The sequence below is a fragment of the Aequorivita vitellina genome (assembly GCF_022008365.1).
In the GTDB taxonomy this organism is placed as follows: Bacteria; Bacteroidota; Bacteroidia; order Flavobacteriales; family Flavobacteriaceae; genus Aequorivita; species Aequorivita vitellina.
Genome location: NZ_JAIRBA010000006.1, coordinates 26,260 through 44,301 on the forward strand (window position 1 = coordinate 26,260; position 18,042 = coordinate 44,301).

Annotated in this window: 24 protein-coding genes; 7 read left to right on the forward strand and 17 right to left on the reverse strand. The window is 35.5% G+C overall.

Going from position 1 to position 18,042, the window contains the following annotated elements:
- Positions 1-55: 55 nt before the first annotated feature.
- Both K8089_RS04540 and K8089_RS04545 read right to left on the reverse strand, forming a co-directional pair.
- Complete coding sequence (locus tag K8089_RS04540; protein ID WP_237602098.1) at positions 56-244, reverse strand: hypothetical protein; 189 nt, start codon at positions 242-244, stop codon at positions 56-58.
- Positions 228-749: a DUF4870 domain-containing protein gene (locus K8089_RS04545; protein ID WP_237602099.1), complete on the reverse strand. Its 522-nt coding sequence runs from the start codon at positions 747-749 to the stop codon at positions 228-230. The genes K8089_RS04540 and K8089_RS04545 overlap by 17 nt, the downstream gene beginning before the upstream one ends.
- A 134-nt stretch (positions 750-883) precedes the next feature.
- Here K8089_RS04545 and K8089_RS04550 point away from each other — a divergent pair, with 134 nt between their 5' ends.
- Positions 884-1,336, forward strand: a complete 453-nt coding sequence (locus K8089_RS04550; protein ID WP_237602100.1) for a DUF4442 domain-containing protein — start codon at positions 884-886, stop codon at positions 1,334-1,336.
- A gap of 187 nt (positions 1,337-1,523) precedes the next feature.
- Positions 1,524-1,721 carry a hypothetical protein gene (locus tag K8089_RS04555; protein ID WP_237602101.1) on the forward strand — a complete coding sequence of 66 codons (198 nt, stop codon included), beginning with the start codon at positions 1,524-1,526 and terminating at the stop codon, positions 1,719-1,721.
- An 81-nt stretch (positions 1,722-1,802) separates the two neighbouring features.
- Here the strand turns inward: K8089_RS04555 and K8089_RS04560 are convergent, their stop codons facing one another.
- The 7 genes from K8089_RS04560 to K8089_RS04590 all read right to left on the reverse strand — a co-directional run bounded on the left by K8089_RS04560 (position 1,803) and on the right by K8089_RS04590 (position 8,995).
- On the reverse strand, positions 1,803-2,741 hold the full coding sequence (locus K8089_RS04560) for a LysR family transcriptional regulator (protein ID WP_237602102.1): 939 nt from the start codon (positions 2,739-2,741) through the stop codon (positions 1,803-1,805).
- A gap of 56 nt (positions 2,742-2,797) precedes the next feature.
- Entirely contained in the window at positions 2,798-4,129 is a 1,332-nt protein-coding gene (locus K8089_RS04565; RefSeq protein ID WP_237602103.1) for a DUF58 domain-containing protein, read from the reverse strand.
- Positions 4,130-5,128, reverse strand: a complete 999-nt coding sequence (locus K8089_RS04570) for an AAA family ATPase (RefSeq protein WP_237602104.1) — start codon at positions 5,126-5,128, stop codon at positions 4,130-4,132. It abuts the gene before it with no gap.
- Entirely contained in the window at positions 5,115-6,332 is a 1,218-nt protein-coding gene (locus tag K8089_RS04575; protein WP_237602105.1) for a DUF4350 domain-containing protein, read from the reverse strand. The genes K8089_RS04570 and K8089_RS04575 overlap by 14 nt, the downstream gene beginning before the upstream one ends.
- Positions 6,325-7,095 carry a DUF4129 domain-containing protein gene (locus K8089_RS04580; RefSeq protein ID WP_237602106.1) on the reverse strand — a complete coding sequence of 257 codons (771 nt, stop codon included), beginning with the start codon at positions 7,093-7,095 and terminating at the stop codon, positions 6,325-6,327. Before K8089_RS04580 ends, K8089_RS04575 begins: the two co-directional genes overlap by 8 nt.
- A gap of 5 nt (positions 7,096-7,100) precedes the next feature.
- Positions 7,101-7,967 carry a hypothetical protein gene (locus tag K8089_RS04585; protein ID WP_237602107.1) on the reverse strand — a complete coding sequence of 289 codons (867 nt, stop codon included), beginning with the start codon at positions 7,965-7,967 and terminating at the stop codon, positions 7,101-7,103.
- Positions 7,968-8,032: 65 nt separating this feature from the next.
- Complete coding sequence (locus K8089_RS04590; RefSeq protein WP_237602108.1) at positions 8,033-8,995, reverse strand: stage II sporulation protein M; 963 nt, start codon at positions 8,993-8,995, stop codon at positions 8,033-8,035.
- 35 nt (positions 8,996-9,030) lie between these two features.
- On the opposite strand from K8089_RS04590, the gene K8089_RS04595 reads away from it, so the two are divergent.
- Positions 9,031-9,747, forward strand: coding sequence for an RDD family protein (locus K8089_RS04595; protein ID WP_237602109.1), 717 nt, complete (start codon positions 9,031-9,033; stop codon positions 9,745-9,747).
- The gene (locus tag K8089_RS04600) at positions 9,744-10,358 is read left to right on the forward strand and encodes a trimeric intracellular cation channel family protein (protein WP_237602110.1); all 615 of its coding nucleotides are present in this window, start codon (positions 9,744-9,746) and stop codon (positions 10,356-10,358) included. The genes K8089_RS04595 and K8089_RS04600 overlap by 4 nt, the downstream gene beginning before the upstream one ends.
- 37 nt (positions 10,359-10,395) lie before the next feature.
- Here K8089_RS04600 and K8089_RS04605 read toward each other — a convergent pair whose 3' ends face one another.
- The 3 genes from K8089_RS04605 to K8089_RS04615 all read right to left on the reverse strand — a co-directional run bounded on the left by K8089_RS04605 (position 10,396) and on the right by K8089_RS04615 (position 11,689).
- On the reverse strand, positions 10,396-10,617 hold the full coding sequence (locus tag K8089_RS04605; protein ID WP_237602111.1) for a type II toxin-antitoxin system PemK/MazF family toxin: 222 nt from the start codon (positions 10,615-10,617) through the stop codon (positions 10,396-10,398).
- Between the two features lie 95 nt (positions 10,618-10,712).
- On the reverse strand, positions 10,713-10,886 hold the full coding sequence (locus K8089_RS04610; RefSeq protein WP_237602112.1) for a hypothetical protein: 174 nt from the start codon (positions 10,884-10,886) through the stop codon (positions 10,713-10,715).
- 74 nt (positions 10,887-10,960) lie between these two features.
- Positions 10,961-11,689, reverse strand: coding sequence for a peptidylprolyl isomerase (locus K8089_RS04615; protein ID WP_237602113.1), 729 nt, complete (start codon positions 11,687-11,689; stop codon positions 10,961-10,963).
- Positions 11,690-11,691: 2 nt separating this feature from the next.
- Between K8089_RS04615 and K8089_RS04620 the strand changes: the two genes are divergently transcribed.
- Positions 11,692-12,333, forward strand: coding sequence for an NUDIX hydrolase (locus K8089_RS04620; RefSeq protein ID WP_237602114.1), 642 nt, complete (start codon positions 11,692-11,694; stop codon positions 12,331-12,333).
- A 109-nt stretch (positions 12,334-12,442) separates the two neighbouring features.
- Positions 12,443-13,246: a lysophospholipid acyltransferase family protein gene (locus K8089_RS04625; protein ID WP_237602115.1), complete on the forward strand. Its 804-nt coding sequence runs from the start codon at positions 12,443-12,445 to the stop codon at positions 13,244-13,246.
- A 98-nt stretch (positions 13,247-13,344) separates the two neighbouring features.
- On the opposite strand, the gene K8089_RS04630 is transcribed toward K8089_RS04625, so the two are convergent.
- Positions 13,345-13,989, reverse strand: coding sequence for a hypothetical protein (locus K8089_RS04630; protein ID WP_237602116.1), 645 nt, complete (start codon positions 13,987-13,989; stop codon positions 13,345-13,347).
- A 6-nt stretch (positions 13,990-13,995) separates the two neighbouring features.
- Positions 13,996-14,490 carry an RNA polymerase sigma factor gene (locus K8089_RS04635; RefSeq protein ID WP_237602117.1) on the reverse strand — a complete coding sequence of 165 codons (495 nt, stop codon included), beginning with the start codon at positions 14,488-14,490 and terminating at the stop codon, positions 13,996-13,998.
- Positions 14,491-14,605: 115 nt separating this feature from the next.
- On the opposite strand from K8089_RS04635, the gene K8089_RS04640 reads away from it, so the two are divergent.
- Complete coding sequence (locus tag K8089_RS04640) at positions 14,606-15,880, forward strand: NAD(P)/FAD-dependent oxidoreductase (protein ID WP_237602118.1); 1,275 nt, start codon at positions 14,606-14,608, stop codon at positions 15,878-15,880.
- Between the two features lie 26 nt (positions 15,881-15,906).
- Here the strand turns inward: K8089_RS04640 and K8089_RS04645 are convergent, their stop codons facing one another.
- The 3 genes from K8089_RS04645 to K8089_RS04655 are packed head-to-tail and all read right to left on the reverse strand — an operon-like array spanning position 15,907 to position 18,012.
- Positions 15,907-16,242: a hypothetical protein gene (locus K8089_RS04645; protein ID WP_237602119.1), complete on the reverse strand. Its 336-nt coding sequence runs from the start codon at positions 16,240-16,242 to the stop codon at positions 15,907-15,909.
- A gap of 58 nt (positions 16,243-16,300) precedes the next feature.
- Entirely contained in the window at positions 16,301-17,416 is a 1,116-nt protein-coding gene (locus tag K8089_RS04650) for an adenylate/guanylate cyclase domain-containing protein (RefSeq protein WP_237602120.1), read from the reverse strand.
- Positions 17,416-18,012: a YdeI/OmpD-associated family protein gene (locus tag K8089_RS04655; protein WP_237602121.1), complete on the reverse strand. Its 597-nt coding sequence runs from the start codon at positions 18,010-18,012 to the stop codon at positions 17,416-17,418. Before K8089_RS04655 ends, K8089_RS04650 begins: the two co-directional genes overlap by 1 nt.
- Between the last annotated feature and the right edge of the window lie 30 nt (positions 18,013-18,042).

Below are 18,042 nucleotides of genomic sequence, written 5' to 3' on the forward strand. Positions count from 1 at the left end.
AAATAGAAGTAGCTTGTTGTCTTTCTTTTATTAAAGAATTTGGCATTAACGCATTTCATAATTTTTCGTTTACTTGTTTTTTGAACTTTTGTTCGTTATTAATGATGAATGAATAAGGCGCCAAACCGTTGGATTCTATACATTGTTGATGATTCAATGCACTAACAGTTTCCTGTTCCGTAGGCATACTTGCGCCAATAAACTGTAAAATGGCAGCCAATAAATAACTAATTAATGTGCTCATTTTCAACTGGGTTTTTAAGGTTGGTTTTTATAAAAGGTATGCAAAATGGGTATTGGTACAATTGGCCACGCGATGCGTGAATGGAAGCATTAATTACCGCGTAAAGTTCAAAAATAAACAAGACTAGAAACAGTAAAATAGCTATTCCAAACAACAGCATATATCCAGAGAGATTTTTAATAGTACCAAATGTAAATTCTCCCCCATTGCGATCGATGGTTTCAATAAGTGAAATAAAATCGGTTGCAAAAATGATTATGAATGGCAGACAGATTAATCCAATTAAAATAGTGTATACCAATGTGCTCAACTGAAAATTGATCGCTTGTTTGCCATGCTCATCTACAAATACTTTATTTTTATTGAAAGTCCATATTAAGAGCGGAGCAATAAAATTGGCAAAAGGGAAAAAGTATTTTAAAAAAGTTGACAAGTGTATAAACGTACTTGTGTTTTTTTGATTTTCCGCCTCCTTGGCAGACATTTGTGACGTTGTAGTTTCCATTGCTTGATAATTTCTTATGCAAATATATGTCTAAAAGACAGTAGTATGTTACGCATAGTACTATAATTAACATAAATTTAACAAATAGGAAGTCATCTATTTATTGAATATCTTCGTAAAATATTTAGACAAAAATGAAACTGAGCCCAAGTAAAATCAACACTTTTTTATTATTTAAATTACCTTCGGCATACTTTACTGGAGTACGGTTGAAAGCTATTTCGGAAACTGAGTGCACAAGCACTGTGAAGCATCGTTGGATAAATCAAAACCCGTTTAACTCGATGTTTTGGGCAGTACAAGGAATGGCAGCAGAATTAAGTACCGGTGCCTTGGTAATGGCGAAAATTAAGGAAAGAGATATAAATATTTCCATGCTAGTAGCTAATAATAAAGGTAGTTTCACGAAAAAAGCCAAAGGAAGAATATTTTTTAATTGTGCAGATGGTGCGTTGGTAGATAAAGCTATAGAAAGTGCAATTGCAACTGGTGAAGGTCAAACCGTTTGGATGAAAGCTGAGGGTAGAGATTCTACTGGCGAAATAGTTTCAAAGTTTGAGTTTGAATGGACACTAAAAAAACGATAATTTTAAAACCATTATCTATAAGGGGTTTCGAGGAAATCCGTGGGTTTAACAAACCTTTAACACCTTGAAACTGGTAACTCATGTGCTTATTACCCAATTAATCGTTATATTTAAATCGTAATAAATAAAAAAGATTGCCTATTGTACAAAGCTACTTCACTTTTAACTAATTAAATCTAAAATAGCTATGGCAAGAGCGATGTTTGATTACACCAAAGCTGTACTTGCAAAAGTAAGTTTTGATGTTAATCTCTTCTGTAAAGAATTAAAAAAAGCGTTAACCAGATTGCTTCCCTATGAAATAGAAGAACTAAAACTCTGGGTAGATTCTCTTATAAAACAGAATCCACAACTAAACCAATGTCTCATTTTATTAAACACATAAAAAAATCCCTCTGAGAAATCAGGGGGATTTTTTAGTTAATCGGTTTTTGTTTTAAATTTTTTTATTGATAGTTTTCACTAATTACTTTTTAGTAGGGCTGATTATTTTTACATCCTGAAAGGCAATAGCACCACGAATTACTCCCGAAATTGAATCGTGAAGCGCATTAATAATCTGCATTTTCAACTCACTTTTGCTGTAAATTAGGCTTACTTCGCGCGCGGGCGAGGGTTCTTTAAAGTATTTAAGATTTTTTTTGAATGCCGAATCAACATCTAAAGTGTGCAAATAGGGAAGCAGCGTCATTCCCAGGCCTTCGTTTGCTAACTTTACTAGCGTTTCAAAACTTCCACTTTCCAGTTGAAACTTTTCACTAGTAACATTCTTAGTCGCTTTACAAAGATTTATAATTCCATCGCGAAAGCAGTGGCCGTCTTCTAATAATAAAATGTCATCAATATCTAAATCGCCCACTTCCAATTTATCTTTTAACGCCAAGCGATGATTTTCTGGAATATAGCCCACGAAAGGTTCGTAATACAAAGGTCTTTCTTTTATCTTATCCTGCCCCAGTGGCGTTGCTGCAATGGCGGCGTCTAAATATCCTTCGTTAATTTTTACAATTATTTCATCGGTATTTAATTCTTCTATTTTTAAATTTACTTTGGGATATCTATTTGCAAAACTCTTCAAAAACATTGGTAGTAGCGTTGGCATAATCGTGGGAATAATTCCCAACTTAAACGCACCACCAATAAATCCCTTTTCTTGATCTACAACATCTTGCATACGCTCCGACTCATTGACAATATTACGCGCCTGTTCCACAATTTTTTCCCCAACACTTGTAAGCTCAATAGGCTTTTTAGTTCTGTCAAAAATTTGAATTTCCAATTCGTCTTCCAGTTTTTGAATTTGCATGCTGAGCGTAGGCTGAGTAACAAAAGTTTTTTCAGCAGCCTTTGTAAAATTTTGATGCTCGGCAACGGCCAAAACATATTTAAGTTGGGTGATTGTCATTGTAAATTATATTTATGTAAAAATATATATTTAATCAGAATAATCTATTTGGTAATTTAAAGTAAACCGCGCGCTTTTATTTCCAAATACTTATTAATTGTACTTACTGTAAGATCTTCGGGTGCGGTTAATATTGTTTGAATGCCGCGTTGTTGCAACTCGCGAACCATCACCTTTTTGTCGAACTCAAATTGATTTGCGATTGTTTGATCTACAATGTTGGAAATGTTTTTAGCTTCTAAAGAAGTCAAACTTTTCAATTCAGTATTTTCAAAAAAAATGACTACCAAAACATGCTTTTTAGCGATGGCAAGCAAGTAAGGCAACTGCCGGTGAAGTGCTGAAATATGTTCAAAATTTGTATAAAGCATCAACAAACTTCGATGCGTAATTCTTCGATTTACCAAAGATTGCAAAACGCCATAATCTGCATCTAAAAACTTGGTATCTATGTTATACAGTGCTTCGAGAATATTATTTAAATATGTTTTTTTTGCTTGTGCTGGCAAAAAGTGTCCAGATTTATTTGAGAAATCTACCAACCCCACTTTATCGTTTTTCTTTAAAGCAATGTTTGAAAATGCCAGCGAACTATTTAACGCATAGTCTAATAATTTCAAGCCATTAAAAGGCATTTTCATTACGCGACTCGTATCTATAATAGAATAAATAGGCTGCATTTTTTCGTCCTGATATTGATTTACCATCAATTGTCCGCGCTTTCCAGTTGCTTTCCAGTTTACGGTGCGTACATCGTCTCCAGCAACATAGTCCTTTATTTGTTCAAATTCCATTGTGTGGCCAATGCGTCTTATTTTTTTCAAACCAATATGCGAAAGTCGATTGTCTGTGGCCAAAAAATCGTACTTTTTCATTTGAATAAACGATGGGTAAACCTTCACCATTTGCTCTTTGTTGAAAGTATATCGTTTTCGCACCAACCCAATTGCCGAAGTAACATAACAATTCAAATTTCCAAAAATGTATTCGCCACGTTCAACTGGCCGCACTTCGTACTGAAACGTGTTTTTGTTTTTTCCGACGATAGAAATAACTTTAAAAAAATCTCGCTTCTGAAATTGAACGGGCAATTCGTCAATAATTCCAACATCAATTTGAAACGGATATTTATTTATTAGCAGAACCGAAACAATATTATTGTCGCTGTTTGAAAATTTTTCGGGTAAAATACGTTCGCCTTCCAAACTATTTTTACTGAAAACCATCATTATTTCCAATAAAATAAAAACGGCAAATATTAAAACTAAAATCCACGTAACCCCAAATAACCACTGCCACCAATACGAAAACAGAAACAGCACAGCAAGTCCTGCCATTACGTAAAAAAAGCGCGGGGTTAAATAGAACGATTTTAGAAATTTAATCACTTATCGGGGTATTTCAATGGATTGGCTAATAATATCGATTACCGTTTCGGGCGTCATTCCTTCCATTTCGCGTTCTGGTGAAAGGATTAATCTATGGCGAAGCACGGGGGCCAAGGTTTTTTTAACGTCGTCTGGCGTAACAAAATCGCGACCGTTAATGGCGGCGTACGCTTTTGAAGCATTCATAATTGCGAGGGATGCCCGTGGCGAACCGCCCAAAAATAAATGTGGATGGTTTCGGGTTTTATCTACTAATTGCGCGATGTATGTAAATATTTTTTCTTCAATTAAAACTTCCTGCACTTGCGCGCGGAATGTTCGTAATGTTTCGGGCGATAAAACACCTTCAATTGCATTTTCGGCATTTTTATTTTTGCGTTCGTGATGCGTTTTTAGAATGTTAATTTCATCTTCCAAAGAAGGATAACCCACTTTTATTTTGAAAAGAAATCGGTCTAATTGCGCTTCTGGCAAGGCGTATGTTCCTTCCTGTTCTACTGGATTTTGCGTGGCTAAAACAATAAACGGATATTCCATTATATGGCGTTCGCCGTCCATTGTAATTTGTCGTTCTTCCATTACTTCAAAAAGTGCGGCTTGGGTTTTGGCAGGGGCTCTGTTAATTTCATCAATTAAAATTACATTCGAAAAAATGGGCCCTTTTTTAAATTCAAATTCCGAAGTTTTCATATTTAAAACTGAAGTTCCTAATACGTCACTTGGCATTAAATCAGGCGTAAACTGAATTCTGCTAAAATCTGTTTTCAACGTTTTTGCAAAAAGTTTAGCGGTAATGGTTTTTGCAATTCCCGGCACCCCTTCAATAAGCACGTGGCCGTTTGTTAATAGACCTACAATTAACAGTTCAATAAAATCTTCCTGCCCAATTATTATTTTGGAAAGTTGGGTTTTTATATTGTTAACTGCCTCCTTCAATTCCTCTAACGGAATGCGGTTGTTAAAGTGTAAATCGTTGTTGTATTCTTCAGGATTTTCCATCGGTTTTCTTTTTAAATTCTTTAATTTCTTGATAGAGTTTCAGCAATTCGTCTTGGCTCGTGTTGCTTTTATTTTGCAATTGTTCTATAAATGTAAACAGCTTTAAAGTTTCCTCGCGAGTGTTTCCGCTGCGTTCGGCAACTGTTTTATAAAATCGTTTGTTTACCTTTTCGGTTGGCACTCGCAAACGGGTTCGAATAAATTCCATGAAAAGTGCAATCTGTTTTTCGGCAACTAATTTATATTCTTTTTTGTCTAAATACATGCCTGCAATGGTGCGTGTATATTCGTAGGTTTTGTTTGTTAACGGTTGCACGATCGGGATGCTGCGTTGTTTCCGTCTTCCTTCAAAAATGATAAAAAGCAACACGCCAAGTAGCACAAAATAATAAGCCCATTTAAAGTATTTGTTATTCAATAAAACCCGCAAGGGTGAAATATCAATGCGTTTGCCGGTTTTGTAATAATTGTCCCAATAAATTATTTCGTCATTGTTTAAATATGAAAAAATTTGGGCGGTATGCGTTGCATTTTCTTCAGAAAGAATAAAGAAGTTTGAAAAAACTTCGGGTTGTAAATGCAGTAAAAACTGCCCTTTTCCCATCGGAGCTTTTATAAAGTTTACGTGCGGCTCCTTAATTTTTAACGAATTTATGAAACCTCCCGACACACCTAAAACCGTTTGTGAAAGTGTATCTATTTCAGAAAAATAGCGAACCGGAAAATTTTTTTTAATGTGAAATGGTTTTTGCGAAGCATACCTTTTGTTTACCAATTTTACCAAAGGCTCGGTGCCAATTTTTTCGACGTTAACCTCGGTTTCTATTTTTAAATTTAGTGTATCGAGTAACTTTTCACCCAAATAATTTGCCGAAATAAACACCGTGTTTCCCGCTTCGGCCCAGTGCATTAACGAATCTAGCTCTACCTTGTCGAAACCTATGTGGTTATTGATAAAAAGATAGGTGCCGTGCAAATTGTTTTGTTGCAAAGTTTCAAAAGGCGGGGCATCTTTTTCAACAAATTTTTCGTCGAAAGCATCTTGCAACAAATCGTGCAAAACATAGGTGCCTAACGGAATTTTATCTTCTTTACTATAACTGGGAAACCAGTTTACAGGCTGCGGTTTGGTGGCTTCAGCATACACCAAACCTGCCAGCACGAGCAGGAAAACAAAGAGAAATATTTTTTGCGTTTTAGTCAATGTTTTTGGGCATTTGGTTTTCTAATGAAACGAAAGCTTTTTGTGCTTTTAGATAATCTTCTTCGGTTACTGCGAAATTGCCGTACCAAATATAATCGTACAAAGTGGTAACTTTTCGAAAGCCTAGATTGATTTCTTCGGAAGTTATTTCAGTAAAATATTCGCTATTCGTTTTATCGAATTCGTAATTTATAAGTTCGGCGTCGGTTAATTTTTTCAGAATTAGCAAATAGTAGTAGCGTACGGCGAGCCTGTAATCTTTCTTTGCCAAAGCCTTTTCTATTAATTTTTTAATGTTTTTGCTTTTTATTATTTCTTCTTCCTCTGAAAAGAAAACGCCGGGTTTTTCTTTCGATTTAAAAAATGTAGCTCCCGGATTCAATTTGTAAAACAGCCAAATAGCGAAAACCAACATGGCGAAAACGATAAGATAGGGGAACATATGCACTAAAAACGAAATAAATCCTCCTGCTTCAAAATCGCCGAACAACCAATGCCAGAATTTTAACCACAGTTGCCAAACCCACGTTTTAAATTGCGTCCACCAATTTTCGGTAACTGGATGTTCTGTATAATCGAACGCTTTTTCGCTTTTATATTTTTTAATAGTTTCACTGCTAAAAATTGGCGGAATTAGGTTTTTGGTTTTATCGTACTGTACTTCCTTTTCTATTTTTTCGGCAATGCAGTCTTGCAATACAGGTGTGGCATAACTGAAAACAGCACACAACAAAAAGAGCAAAATGAAAACCGATTTACGCATATTTTTTAATCGTTTTTCCCCAGGGAATCAATGGCTTCAATGGTTCCAGAAAAGTTCTTTTTTTCATTTAAATTGAAATAAATAAAGGCCGAACAAATTACGATAATTGTATAAAGCAGATATTGAAAAATCATTCCAATGGTAGATAGCAAAAGATAAACTCCGTCAAACATAGACGAAGGATCGGCAGAAATTTCTTGACTTCCCGTAAAGGCTTTTATGAAAAAATAAATGTATTGCGGCACCTGAAATACAATATTAATAATATAGTAAAGAAGGCCGGTTACAAAAAGCGTTGCAAAGGTTGCCCACCATTCGCCTCTAATTAAATTGAAACAATAACTTATTGAATCTGCAACATCTTTGTTTTCAAAAACCACAACAGCAAAGGCAATTGAAAGCGCAACACCCAAATAAATTCCGGGAATTACGCAAAACATGGCACCGACAAAAACTATGATTGCAACGAGAAAACTGGTACCAATTAATTTCCAAAAATCATTTTTTACGCCTTGTATAACTTCATCTCTATTTACTACACCGCCGTTTTTTATATACGATTTTATAAAATGAAGTACCACGCCGTTCAGCAAGGCATAATAAACAACCCCCGCCAGCATTAAAACCAAAAAGGACAGGATTATATTTGTTGAAAAATCTTCAAATGCGCCAACGGTTTCAATCATTCCCATTCCGCCTACAAATGATTGCAAATAAAAGATGAAACCAACTAGCATAATAAGCAGCGCAGGGCCTGCGATTTTAATAATTAATTCAAAAAGCAATTTCCAGTTTAAGCGTATAAATTTGAAAATGTCTGTTAGTATGCTTCCAAGTTCGCGTTGTTTTTTAAAATTTATTGTTTCGTTCATTATATATAGATTCGGTGAGGTTTTGTTGTTTGGTGTGTTTTATACGCTTTCGGTTGCGTCAATATTTAAGTTTTTTGAAGTTTCCTTTTCAGTTTTAATGGGTATAAAACGTAGTAATAAATAATTAGAAATAACGAACTTGCAATTATTAAAATGGCTAACCAATCGGGCATTTCGGTATGACGGGTAACAAATCCTTCTAAAAATCCTGCGATAATAAAAAATGGAATGGTGCTTAGCAGAATTTTAAGTCCGTCTTTTGCGCCGCGAACAAAAGATTGCAAACGCGTGTAAGTACCCGGAAACAGTATGCTATTGCCCAAAACAAGTCCGGCGCAAGCTGCAATTATAATTACTGAAATTTCAATTGTTCCGTGAATCCAAATGGTGCGTGCAGATTCCCACAGCAATCCTTTTTCGTAAAAGAAATACTGAAAAGAGCCAAGCATGATGGCATTGCGCATAATAATGTAAATTGTTCCGAGGCTTAAAAACAACCCATAAACAAAGGCGTACAGTGCAACTTTAATATTATTGATTGTAATTCCGAGAAACATATTTAACGCGCCCATTTCTTTGTAAACGGCCATTGGGTCGCCTTTATCAATATTGGCCAAAGTCATATTTACGTAGCCGTCGCCCAAAATAAGTCGAACAAAACTTCCGTCCGTTGCTGCAGAATATGCGCCAATTACCGAAAAAAGTAAAAAAACAATCAAAGCAATAAGCAGCTGTTTATGATATTGCGAAAAGAATAGTGGAAATTCCTGTGTATAAAAAGTAATAAATCTAGTTCGGGACTCGCGTTTGGTTTTATATATTTTTTGATGCGCTAAAATGGAAAGCCCATTTAGGTATTTTAAAGTATTACTATTGGGGTAGAAAGTTCGGGCATAGCTAAGGTGGTCAGTAACTTCTATGTAAAGTGTGCTTAGTTCGTCGGGATTCATTTGAATATTATTCCGAAGAACCCTTTCAAACTTTAACCATTTATCCTTATTTTGCTTCGCAAAAGCGGCTTCGCGCATATTGTGCAGTACTTTTGCTCAAAGAAACATATTTAATGGATAATTTTCAAATAGAAACTGCCCAAAATGTTAACATTCTTCAAAACGTTGCAGGCGTTGGCGATCGTATTCTGGCTTATCTGCTGGATAGTTTAATTATGGGTTTTTATGTTTTTGTTATTATATTAATTTTTACAAATGTTAATTTGTCTGACGATTATTTTATGATTGTTGGACTAACTATTGGATTGCCGTTATTTTTATACCATTTGTTGTGGGAAATGCTTTGGAATGGACGAAGTCCCGGAAAAGCATTAATGAATTTGCGGGTGGTAAAAACAGACGGTTCTAAACCTGCGTTCTCTAATTATTTATTGCGCTGGTTATTGCGAATTATTGACATTACCGCTACCAGTGGCGGGTTAGCAGTGGTTACTATTCTTTTAAACGGGAAAGGGCAACGCTTGGGCGATATGGCTGCTGTTACTACGGTTATCACTGAAAAGCAACAAATTAATTTTTCGGAAATATTACTAACCACTCTTCCAGAAAATTACGAGCCAACCTATCAACAGGTAACCGTTTTTAGTGATGCTGAAATACAAACTATTAAAAATATTTTTACCGAAGCACAACAAAACAGAAACCATAAAGTAATACTTAAACTGGCTGTAAAAGCGGCAGCGGTAATGGACGTAAAACTTGAAGAAACCCCCGTAAAGTTTATAGATACAATAATTAAAGATTATAACTATTTTACACAAAACATGTGAAACTAATATTACTAATAGATATTTTAGGAACCATTGCGTTCGCCATTTCGGGTGTGTTAACTGCACTCAATAAACGATTGGATCCCTTCGGCATTTTAATAATTGCCTTTGTAGCCGCAATTGGTGGTGGAACCCTGCGCGATATTTTGATAGGTGCAAATGTAGCGTGGATGCGCGATTTAACTTATGTGTACGTTATTTTTGGTTCTACCGTTTTTGCTGTCGTTTTCAGAAAAAGATTGGGGTACATACGCCGTTCCCTATTTTTGTTTGATACAATAGGAATAACTTTCTATACAATTGTAGGTGTAGAAAAGGGGATTGCGGCAGGTTTTCATCCTATTATTTGCATTGCCCTAGGAACGATAACAGCTTGTTTTGGCGGTGTAATTCGCGATATACTTTGTAATGAAATTCCCATTGTTTTTAGAAAAGAAATTTATGCCACCGCCTGCATTTTAGGCGCTTCAGCGTACTTTTTACTTTTGAAAACTCCAATGCCATTAGATTTTATAGTTATAATTTCTGGCTCCGTCGTCTTTATAGTTCGTTTGCTGGCAGTTTATTTTAATCTCTCGTTGCCAACAATTTATAGGAAGGATGAGTTATAATTTAAAAATCGTAGACCATTAATATATAAACAGTTATTTAAACTAGTCCGAAAATCTTCAAGAGATTAGTATTGATTTCTTCTAATTTTTCTTTGTCGACAGCTCCGAGTAACTCAAGAGCCATTTCCTTGTCTAACGTAGCTATTTTAGATAATCGAATAAGCGATTCTCTCTTTAAACCATTAAGATTATTTGGTTGAATTTCTACATCGGTAGATTCTTTCCATTTTAATTGAGTTGAAACAAAAGCTACTGTCATATCTAAAAGCTGAAACTGCCAAAATTATTGCCGGACGGTTTTTGCTGCCTGAAAGATCAGTAAAGGGAAAAGATATAAGAACAATATCGCTTTTTTCATTTATACACTGCTTTCAAATCATGCACAGTATATAAATCCTCTTCATCTTTTAAAAAACTGTAGGTTTTAGAATTTGAAGCTAAAGATGCAATTCCTTTCTGCAAAATATCTTCTTCATATTTTTTTGCTACAAAATCAGCGAACAAAAGTACTTCACTAATTTGTTCCATTTAAAATATATTTTATAATAAATATAACCAATTATAAGCACTAAAAAATTGGGGATTAAAAGTTTATCGTTTCTTTATTCCAAAACCTTCGCACTAATATAAATATTGTTCAACGGCCAATCGCCGTCATCGGCTTTCTCTTTTGAAATTTCTTCTACCACATCCATTCCTTTGGTTACTTTTCCGAAGATGGTGTATTTTCCATTTAAATGTGTGGTTGAAGATTTTGGACCGAGGAAGATAAAAAATTCATACGGAGCCGTTCTGTTATCTGGGTTTTCGCGGTATTCTTTTGCGCCCGAAACCGTTCCATATTCGTGATTTCGCCCAGGGATTATTTCCGCAGGCAGCAAGTATTCTTTCCCAAGTTCTGCGCGCTTTTTTTGAGTTGATGTAAGATCGCTATTGCCAGCTTGAATTATAAAATTAGGGACCACACGGTGAAAAAACGTTTCGTCAAAATAGTGCTGCTTCACTAAATAGATAAAATTTGCGCGGTGTAGTGGTGTGTCTTCAAAAAGTTCAATTTCAATATCGCCAAATCGGGTCGTGATTAAAACCTTGGTTTCAGGGTTTTTATTTCCGTATTCGGTTAAAAATGAAACTACATTTTCATTGGTTATTTTCGGAAATTCTGCTACTTCGCCTGTTTCAACTTCAGCTTTTGGCTCAATTTCTTTTTCGTCCGGATAACTTACGGGTTCAGTTGCAATTTCGTTGTTTATTTCGGAAGCCTTTTTCTTATCTTCACAACTTCCAAAGAACAACACAATTCCGAAACAATAAATAAATAATTTTCTCATAAATGGATTTTCGCGATTTTGAAAAACGGATTGTAAAAGTAACAAAAATGGAACTTCCCGGCGAAACGGTTCAATTTAAAATGGCACCGATGGAACGTTTGGAAGAAATGAAAAGAGTTGCAAAAAACATAAACACGGCAAAGCGAGCGGGAGTAATGTCGCTTTTTTATCCTTCGGAAGATTTTGAAACGCGTCTAATTTTAATTCTTCGGAAAACGTATAAAGGCGTCCATTCTGCGCAAGTAGGTTTTCCAGGCGGAAAGCTAGAGCTTGAAGACGAAAATATACAGGATGCTGCCCTTCGCGAAACCGAAGAAGAAGTTGGCGTTCCCCGAAATAATATTGCAGTACTTAAAAAACTGACCGAAATTTACATTCCACCCAGCAATTTTTTTGTGCAACCTTTTTTAGGAATTACTACCGAACAACCCAAATTTGTGCCACAAGAAGAGGAGGTGGAGGCCTTAATTGAAGTTACGTTACAAGATTTTATGAATGATGTAAATGTAACTTCACAAATTATAACTACCTCTTACGCAGCCAATCTTGAGGTTCCTGCCTTTTCGCTTAATGGACACATTGTATGGAGAGCTACGGCAATGATGTTAAATGAAGTGCGCGAAATGCTTAAAATGGTACTGTAACAGCATATTTTAGTATATTTGTGAAGTCAAAATTTGAAATGCAATATTGAAAAGGTTGCATAACCAATCAACAATCGGATTACTACTACAGAAAACTGACCACTAAAGAATGAGTCTCTTTAAAAAAAACCCATTTGGACATTCCCTTTTTCTAAAACTATGGCTTATTCGAATAGCTGGTGTTTTAACCCATAGGCGATTTAAAGGGTTTAACGACTTGCAAATTCACGGGAGTGAAATTATTAAGACTCTTCCCGAGAGCAATGTGCTATTTGTGAGCAACCATCAAACCTATTTTGCCGATGTTGCGGCTATGTTGCACGTATTTAATGCAAGTTTGAGCGGCAGAAATGATAGCATAAAAAACGTTGGTTATTTATGGCGACCAAAATTAAATATCTATTTTGTTGCGGCTAAAGAAACAATGAAATCTGGGTTGCTGCCCAAAATTTTGGCCTATGCGGGTTCTATAAGTATTGAACGCACTTGGCGCGAAAAAGGAAAGGCAGTGAACAAGCAGGTAAAAATGAGCGATGTTAGCAATATAACAAAAGCATTAAATGACGGTTGGGTTATTACCTTTCCTCAAGGTACTACAAAGCCTTGGAAGCCCATTAGACGAGGAACAGCGCATATTATTAAAAAGAATAAACCCGTTGTTGTGCCAATAGTAATTGATGGCTTTAGAAGATCGTTTGACAAAAAGGGAATACGCATTAAAAAGCGCGGTATTCTTCAAACAATGGAAATAAAGCAGCCATTAGAAATAGATTATGAAAATGATTCGATGGAAAAAATTGTTGAGCAATTAGAATATGCCATTGAGCAACATCCTTCCTTTTTAAAAGTTATTCCTTCTTCAGTTTTAAAGAGCGAAGAAGAGTTAAACAAAAAACGACAATGGCGTTATTAAAAGTTTAAAAAAGCTAAATGGACTTTCAACAGGTTTAATAGCATTAAATTTTAAAATTACGGACAACTGCCACTTACCACTGAATACTGCCCGCTAATCTAAATTTCTATTTTCTCTAATTCTTTATAATTTTTATGAAGTCTTCTAAGTAATATACCGTAAACAATACGGTAAAACAGAAGTACTAATGCAATCATTACAATGCCAAAGAGAATTTGAATTGCAAAAAACATATTCATAAATCTTTCTTGAGAAATATTAACCACTCCAAAATCTTCCCTCATATATTGAAATACTAAATCTTGGTTTAAATAATAGTAAATATTAATGCCTATAATTAATACTACCGAAGCGGTAACATTATAAATAACAAAATACTTTACAGTTCTTCGTACGCGTATAATATTATGCATTAATCCTTTTATGGTGTCTGTTGTTGAAACTTTACGGTAGTTTTTGTAGAAGAGAAAAATGAAGCCTGCAAATACTGTATAGTTCACTATATTAACTATTAGCAAAACGTCGTGTAATCCTATATCATCAGTGAATTTAGTGCTGGATTCTGGAACGAGTAGCGCGAGAAAAGTCCAAAAAATTATTTCGGCAATACTAATATAAAAAATCCACTTTACGATGGAAGAGGACTTCTTCAGCAACATACTGTAAATATCTTTATATGATAGTCTGGGCAGCTCCTGTTCGGTGCTTTGCCATTTTTTCTTTAATAAATCTAATTGATCCATAGTGAGTTACGGATTTAAAATAGTTCGTAATTTTTCCTTTATCCTGTTCATTTTTACACGAGCATTTACTTCGGTAATACCTAAGGTTTCAGAAATTTCTCTATAATTTTTATCTTCTAAATACAGGAAAACAAGGGCTTTGTCAATATCATTTAAGTCTTTAACCGCGCTGTACATAAGTTTCAATTGTTGCTCAGCAGTATCGTCATAAGGAACCGAGGAAATTTTAAAGCTAACACCTTCATAATCCTGTGTTTTAATTGTGCGTTTAGATTTTCGGTACAGCGTTATAGCAGTATTTAATGCTACGCGGTACATCCAAGTACTAAATTTAGAATCGCCCCTAAATTTGGGAAATGCACGCCAAAGTTGAATGGTTATTTCCTGAAACAGGTCGTTGTGGGCGTCCTGGTCATTGGTGTATAACCTACAGATTTTATGTACAATGTTTTGGTTCTCCTCTAATTGGGTTACAAAACTATGTTCCAGTTCTTTATTCAATGGTTTTAGTGTTGCTAAATAGTTAGTATTTACTTAGGCTACTTTGTTACAAAAATCCTAAAAAATACCCTAACTAAAACTAGTTATGAGTAACTTTATAGAAAATTAAAACAGTATGAATATTCCTGAAACTGGCCGGCCACGAATAGTAGTTGTAGGTGGCGGATTTGCTGGTATTTCTTTCATAAAAAAACTGCGAAAATCAAAAGTTCAAATTGTACTTTTTGACAGGCATAATTACCATACTTTCCAACCTTTACTGTATCAAGTTTCCACGGCGGGGCTTGAGCCAGATTCCATTGCATATCCGCTTCGGAAGGTTTTCAGAGATACTATCGATTTTCACTTCAGAATGGCGGAAGTTGAAAATATAAATACCCAAAACAATACAATTTCTACGTCTATTGGCAATTTGCATTTCGATTATTTGGTTATTGCCACAGGTACGCGCACTAACTACTTCGGAAATGAAAATATAGCCGAAAACAGTATGCCAATGAAGACAGTGCCGCAAGCGCTGAACATTCGGAGTTTAATGCTTCAAAATATTGAAAAAGCAGACATAACAATCGATGAAAGAGAAAGAAAACGCTTGCTGAATTTTGTAATTGCTGGTGCCGGCCCCACGGGCGTAGAATTAGCCGGAGCATTGGCAGAATTTAGAAAAGGAATTCTCGAGCACGATTATCCCGAACTCGATGAAGATGAAATGTTTGTCCATCTAATTGAAGGACAAAACAGAGTATTGCCACCCATGAGTGAAAAGGTTTCAAAAAAGGCTCATAAGTTTCTCGAGAAGTTAGGCGTGCAAGTACATTTAGAAACATTTATAAGCGATTACGATGGTAAAACAGTTACCACAAAAGATGGTAAAAATTTTGAAACTGCTACTTTCATTTGGGCCGCTGGCGTTACGGGCGCACCTATTAAAGGAATAAATGGTGAAGCACTTGTGGAAAGGGCAAACCGCTATCGCGTAGATGAATTTAATAAAATAATAGGTTTTAAAAACATTTATGCTTTGGGGGATATTGCATTAATGGAAAGTAAAGATTACCCTAAAGGACATCCGCAAGTTGCACAACCAGCCATCCAACAAGGGAGAACATTGGGCGATAATTTTAAAAAAATGTTTAAAGGTGCTCCCCTGGAACCTTTTGAATATTTGGATAAAGGAACCATGGCTACTGTAGGTAGAAATAAAGCTGTTGTTGATATAGGCAAGCTGCACTTTGGCGGTGCTATTGCCTGGTTTTTATGGATGTTTGTCCATCTGTGGTTTTTGGTAGGTTTTAGAAATAGAGTTGTAACATTTTTTAATTGGACCTATAGTTACATTAATTACGACCGTGCCGCGCGATTAATTATTCGTCCATTTAAAAAAGGTTAAGAATTTATATAAAACCCTAAAAATAGCTATTGTACTTTTACTGGAAGTGGCTCGCCATGCGAAACCCAACCCCCGCCAATTTCATCAATATTAACGTCCAACGCGTCGGAAGTTTCAATTTTAGATAGGTTAACTTTTAGCGTTTCATAAGCGTCAATTCGCTTTAAATTTACATTCAATTCGTCATTGGTGTTTATGTCTACTAAGCGTACGTCCATTACTGTATTTACTGACGCTTCAACTATATTTTCACTAGAATTGGCATAAGCTGAAGGAAATATATCAAAATCTTTTATAACATTTATAGTTAGGCAAATTGCGATAATGGTTAAAACTGTTTTTGTGTAATTGTCTGTTTTCATAATAATAGAAAATTAGAAGTTTATAATTTGAAACGTTTGAAAGAAAAAAGAAAGAATGCTATTTTTTCAAATAAGTTACAAGTTCAATTTCTTCGGTTTTGCCGCGAAGTTTTTCTTTTCCCAATTCTTTTTTAGTTACTCCTTTGGGTAATTTATATGCAATATCTGCGAACGGTTTAGATGCCAAAATTTCCACATCAAGTTCGTTGCACATAGCTTGAATTCGTGAAGTTGTGTTTAAAACGTCGCCCGAAAAGGCAATGTCGCGTTTTATTTGTCCTATTTCGCCAACCATTACTGTCCCGTAATGCAGTCCAACTTTAAATTCGGGTACAACGCCGTATCGTTTTAGGTATTTAGGAGCTTTGTAAGCAATGATTTTTTTCATACTATAAAAACATTGCACTGCGTTTCCGTGTTTTAGGCCCCATTTCATTTTCCACGAAACAACTACTTCATCGCCAACATATTGATAAACTTCACCGCGCGTTTGTACAATTGCAGGGGCAATATGCCTAAAAAAATCTTTCAGAAAATTAAAATATTTTTCTTCTCCCAAGCGCTCGGCAATTCCGGTGGCATTTTTAATGTCTGCAAACATAAAAATACGGCGCTCGTGCTTGGGTCTAAAATATCTTCCTATTAAGTAATCAGGGAAAACGCCGGGACCATATTTATCGTTTACCATCAAAACTATAAGAGTGGTTAAAACAATAAATAGCCAAATAATATAATTCTTTATAAAGAGCCACGAGCCAAAGAAATACCGGGTTTCCCATAATACTTCCAGTGAATAAAATGGTATTCCTAATTCTTCACTTTTTATGTAAATAGCTCCAAACGAACCAACCAAAAAGGCTGTAATTGTGTATGCAATTATTAAATAGAGCAGCGCCCTCCAAAAAACCAAACGCCGAAGCCAGCGCTCCATTAGGTTTACCGTAACAATACCACCAATAAGCCCTGCGGAAATTGCAACAATTAAATTGGCCATTATTGCTGAAAAGAGATCGTAACTAGAACTCAGTACGCTATTGCTTTTTAAGGTGATAAATTCATAAAAAAACATCACATTCGAAATTAGCACCCAAGCTACCAAGATCCAAAACGCACGTCGGGTATAAAACCACAGTTGTCGTTTTGTGTACCTCTCAAAATGTGGTTTTATAGCCATTAACAGTTTTTGTATTTATCGTGAAGTCCAACGCCATTATTAATCATTGGAATGCTTTTTTCTAATCTGTTTTGTCGCGTTGCTTCGCGCTTTGCTTCGGCTATATATTCGGCATATTCGCGTTGTTTGCCGGGAGTAAGTTTTTGAAAATTAGCTTTTAAAGTTGCATCTTTTTCAAAAGCCTGTTTCAGTAGAGGGGGAATTGTAACTTCTTTTTTGCGAACGGGTTTCAACTCCTTTCCAGCTTTTGAATTGGCGATGGCTTCTTCAACGTATAGCAAAACAATTTTAGAATCTATTGCGTCTTTCGGCTCAATTCGCCATTGTCGGAGCGCTTTCGTAACGCCCTCTTGCGCGTTAACTAACTTTTTGTGCGGATCTTTTAAAAACACACCTTGATGAAACCAAAGCGCCATGTGGTTTTTAAATTCGGCCAATCCCACTACCAATTTACCGTTTAGTGTATAGGTTGGTTTGCCCCATTTTACTTCTTCTTTTAGCTCGGTTTGGCTAATAATTTCTCGAAGCTGTTTTAACTTTTCTTTCCATTGTGTCTGCTTTTCAATGAAAACATCCACTTTTTCTGAATCGGTCATTTGGCGTTTATTTTTTCCGAAGATACAATT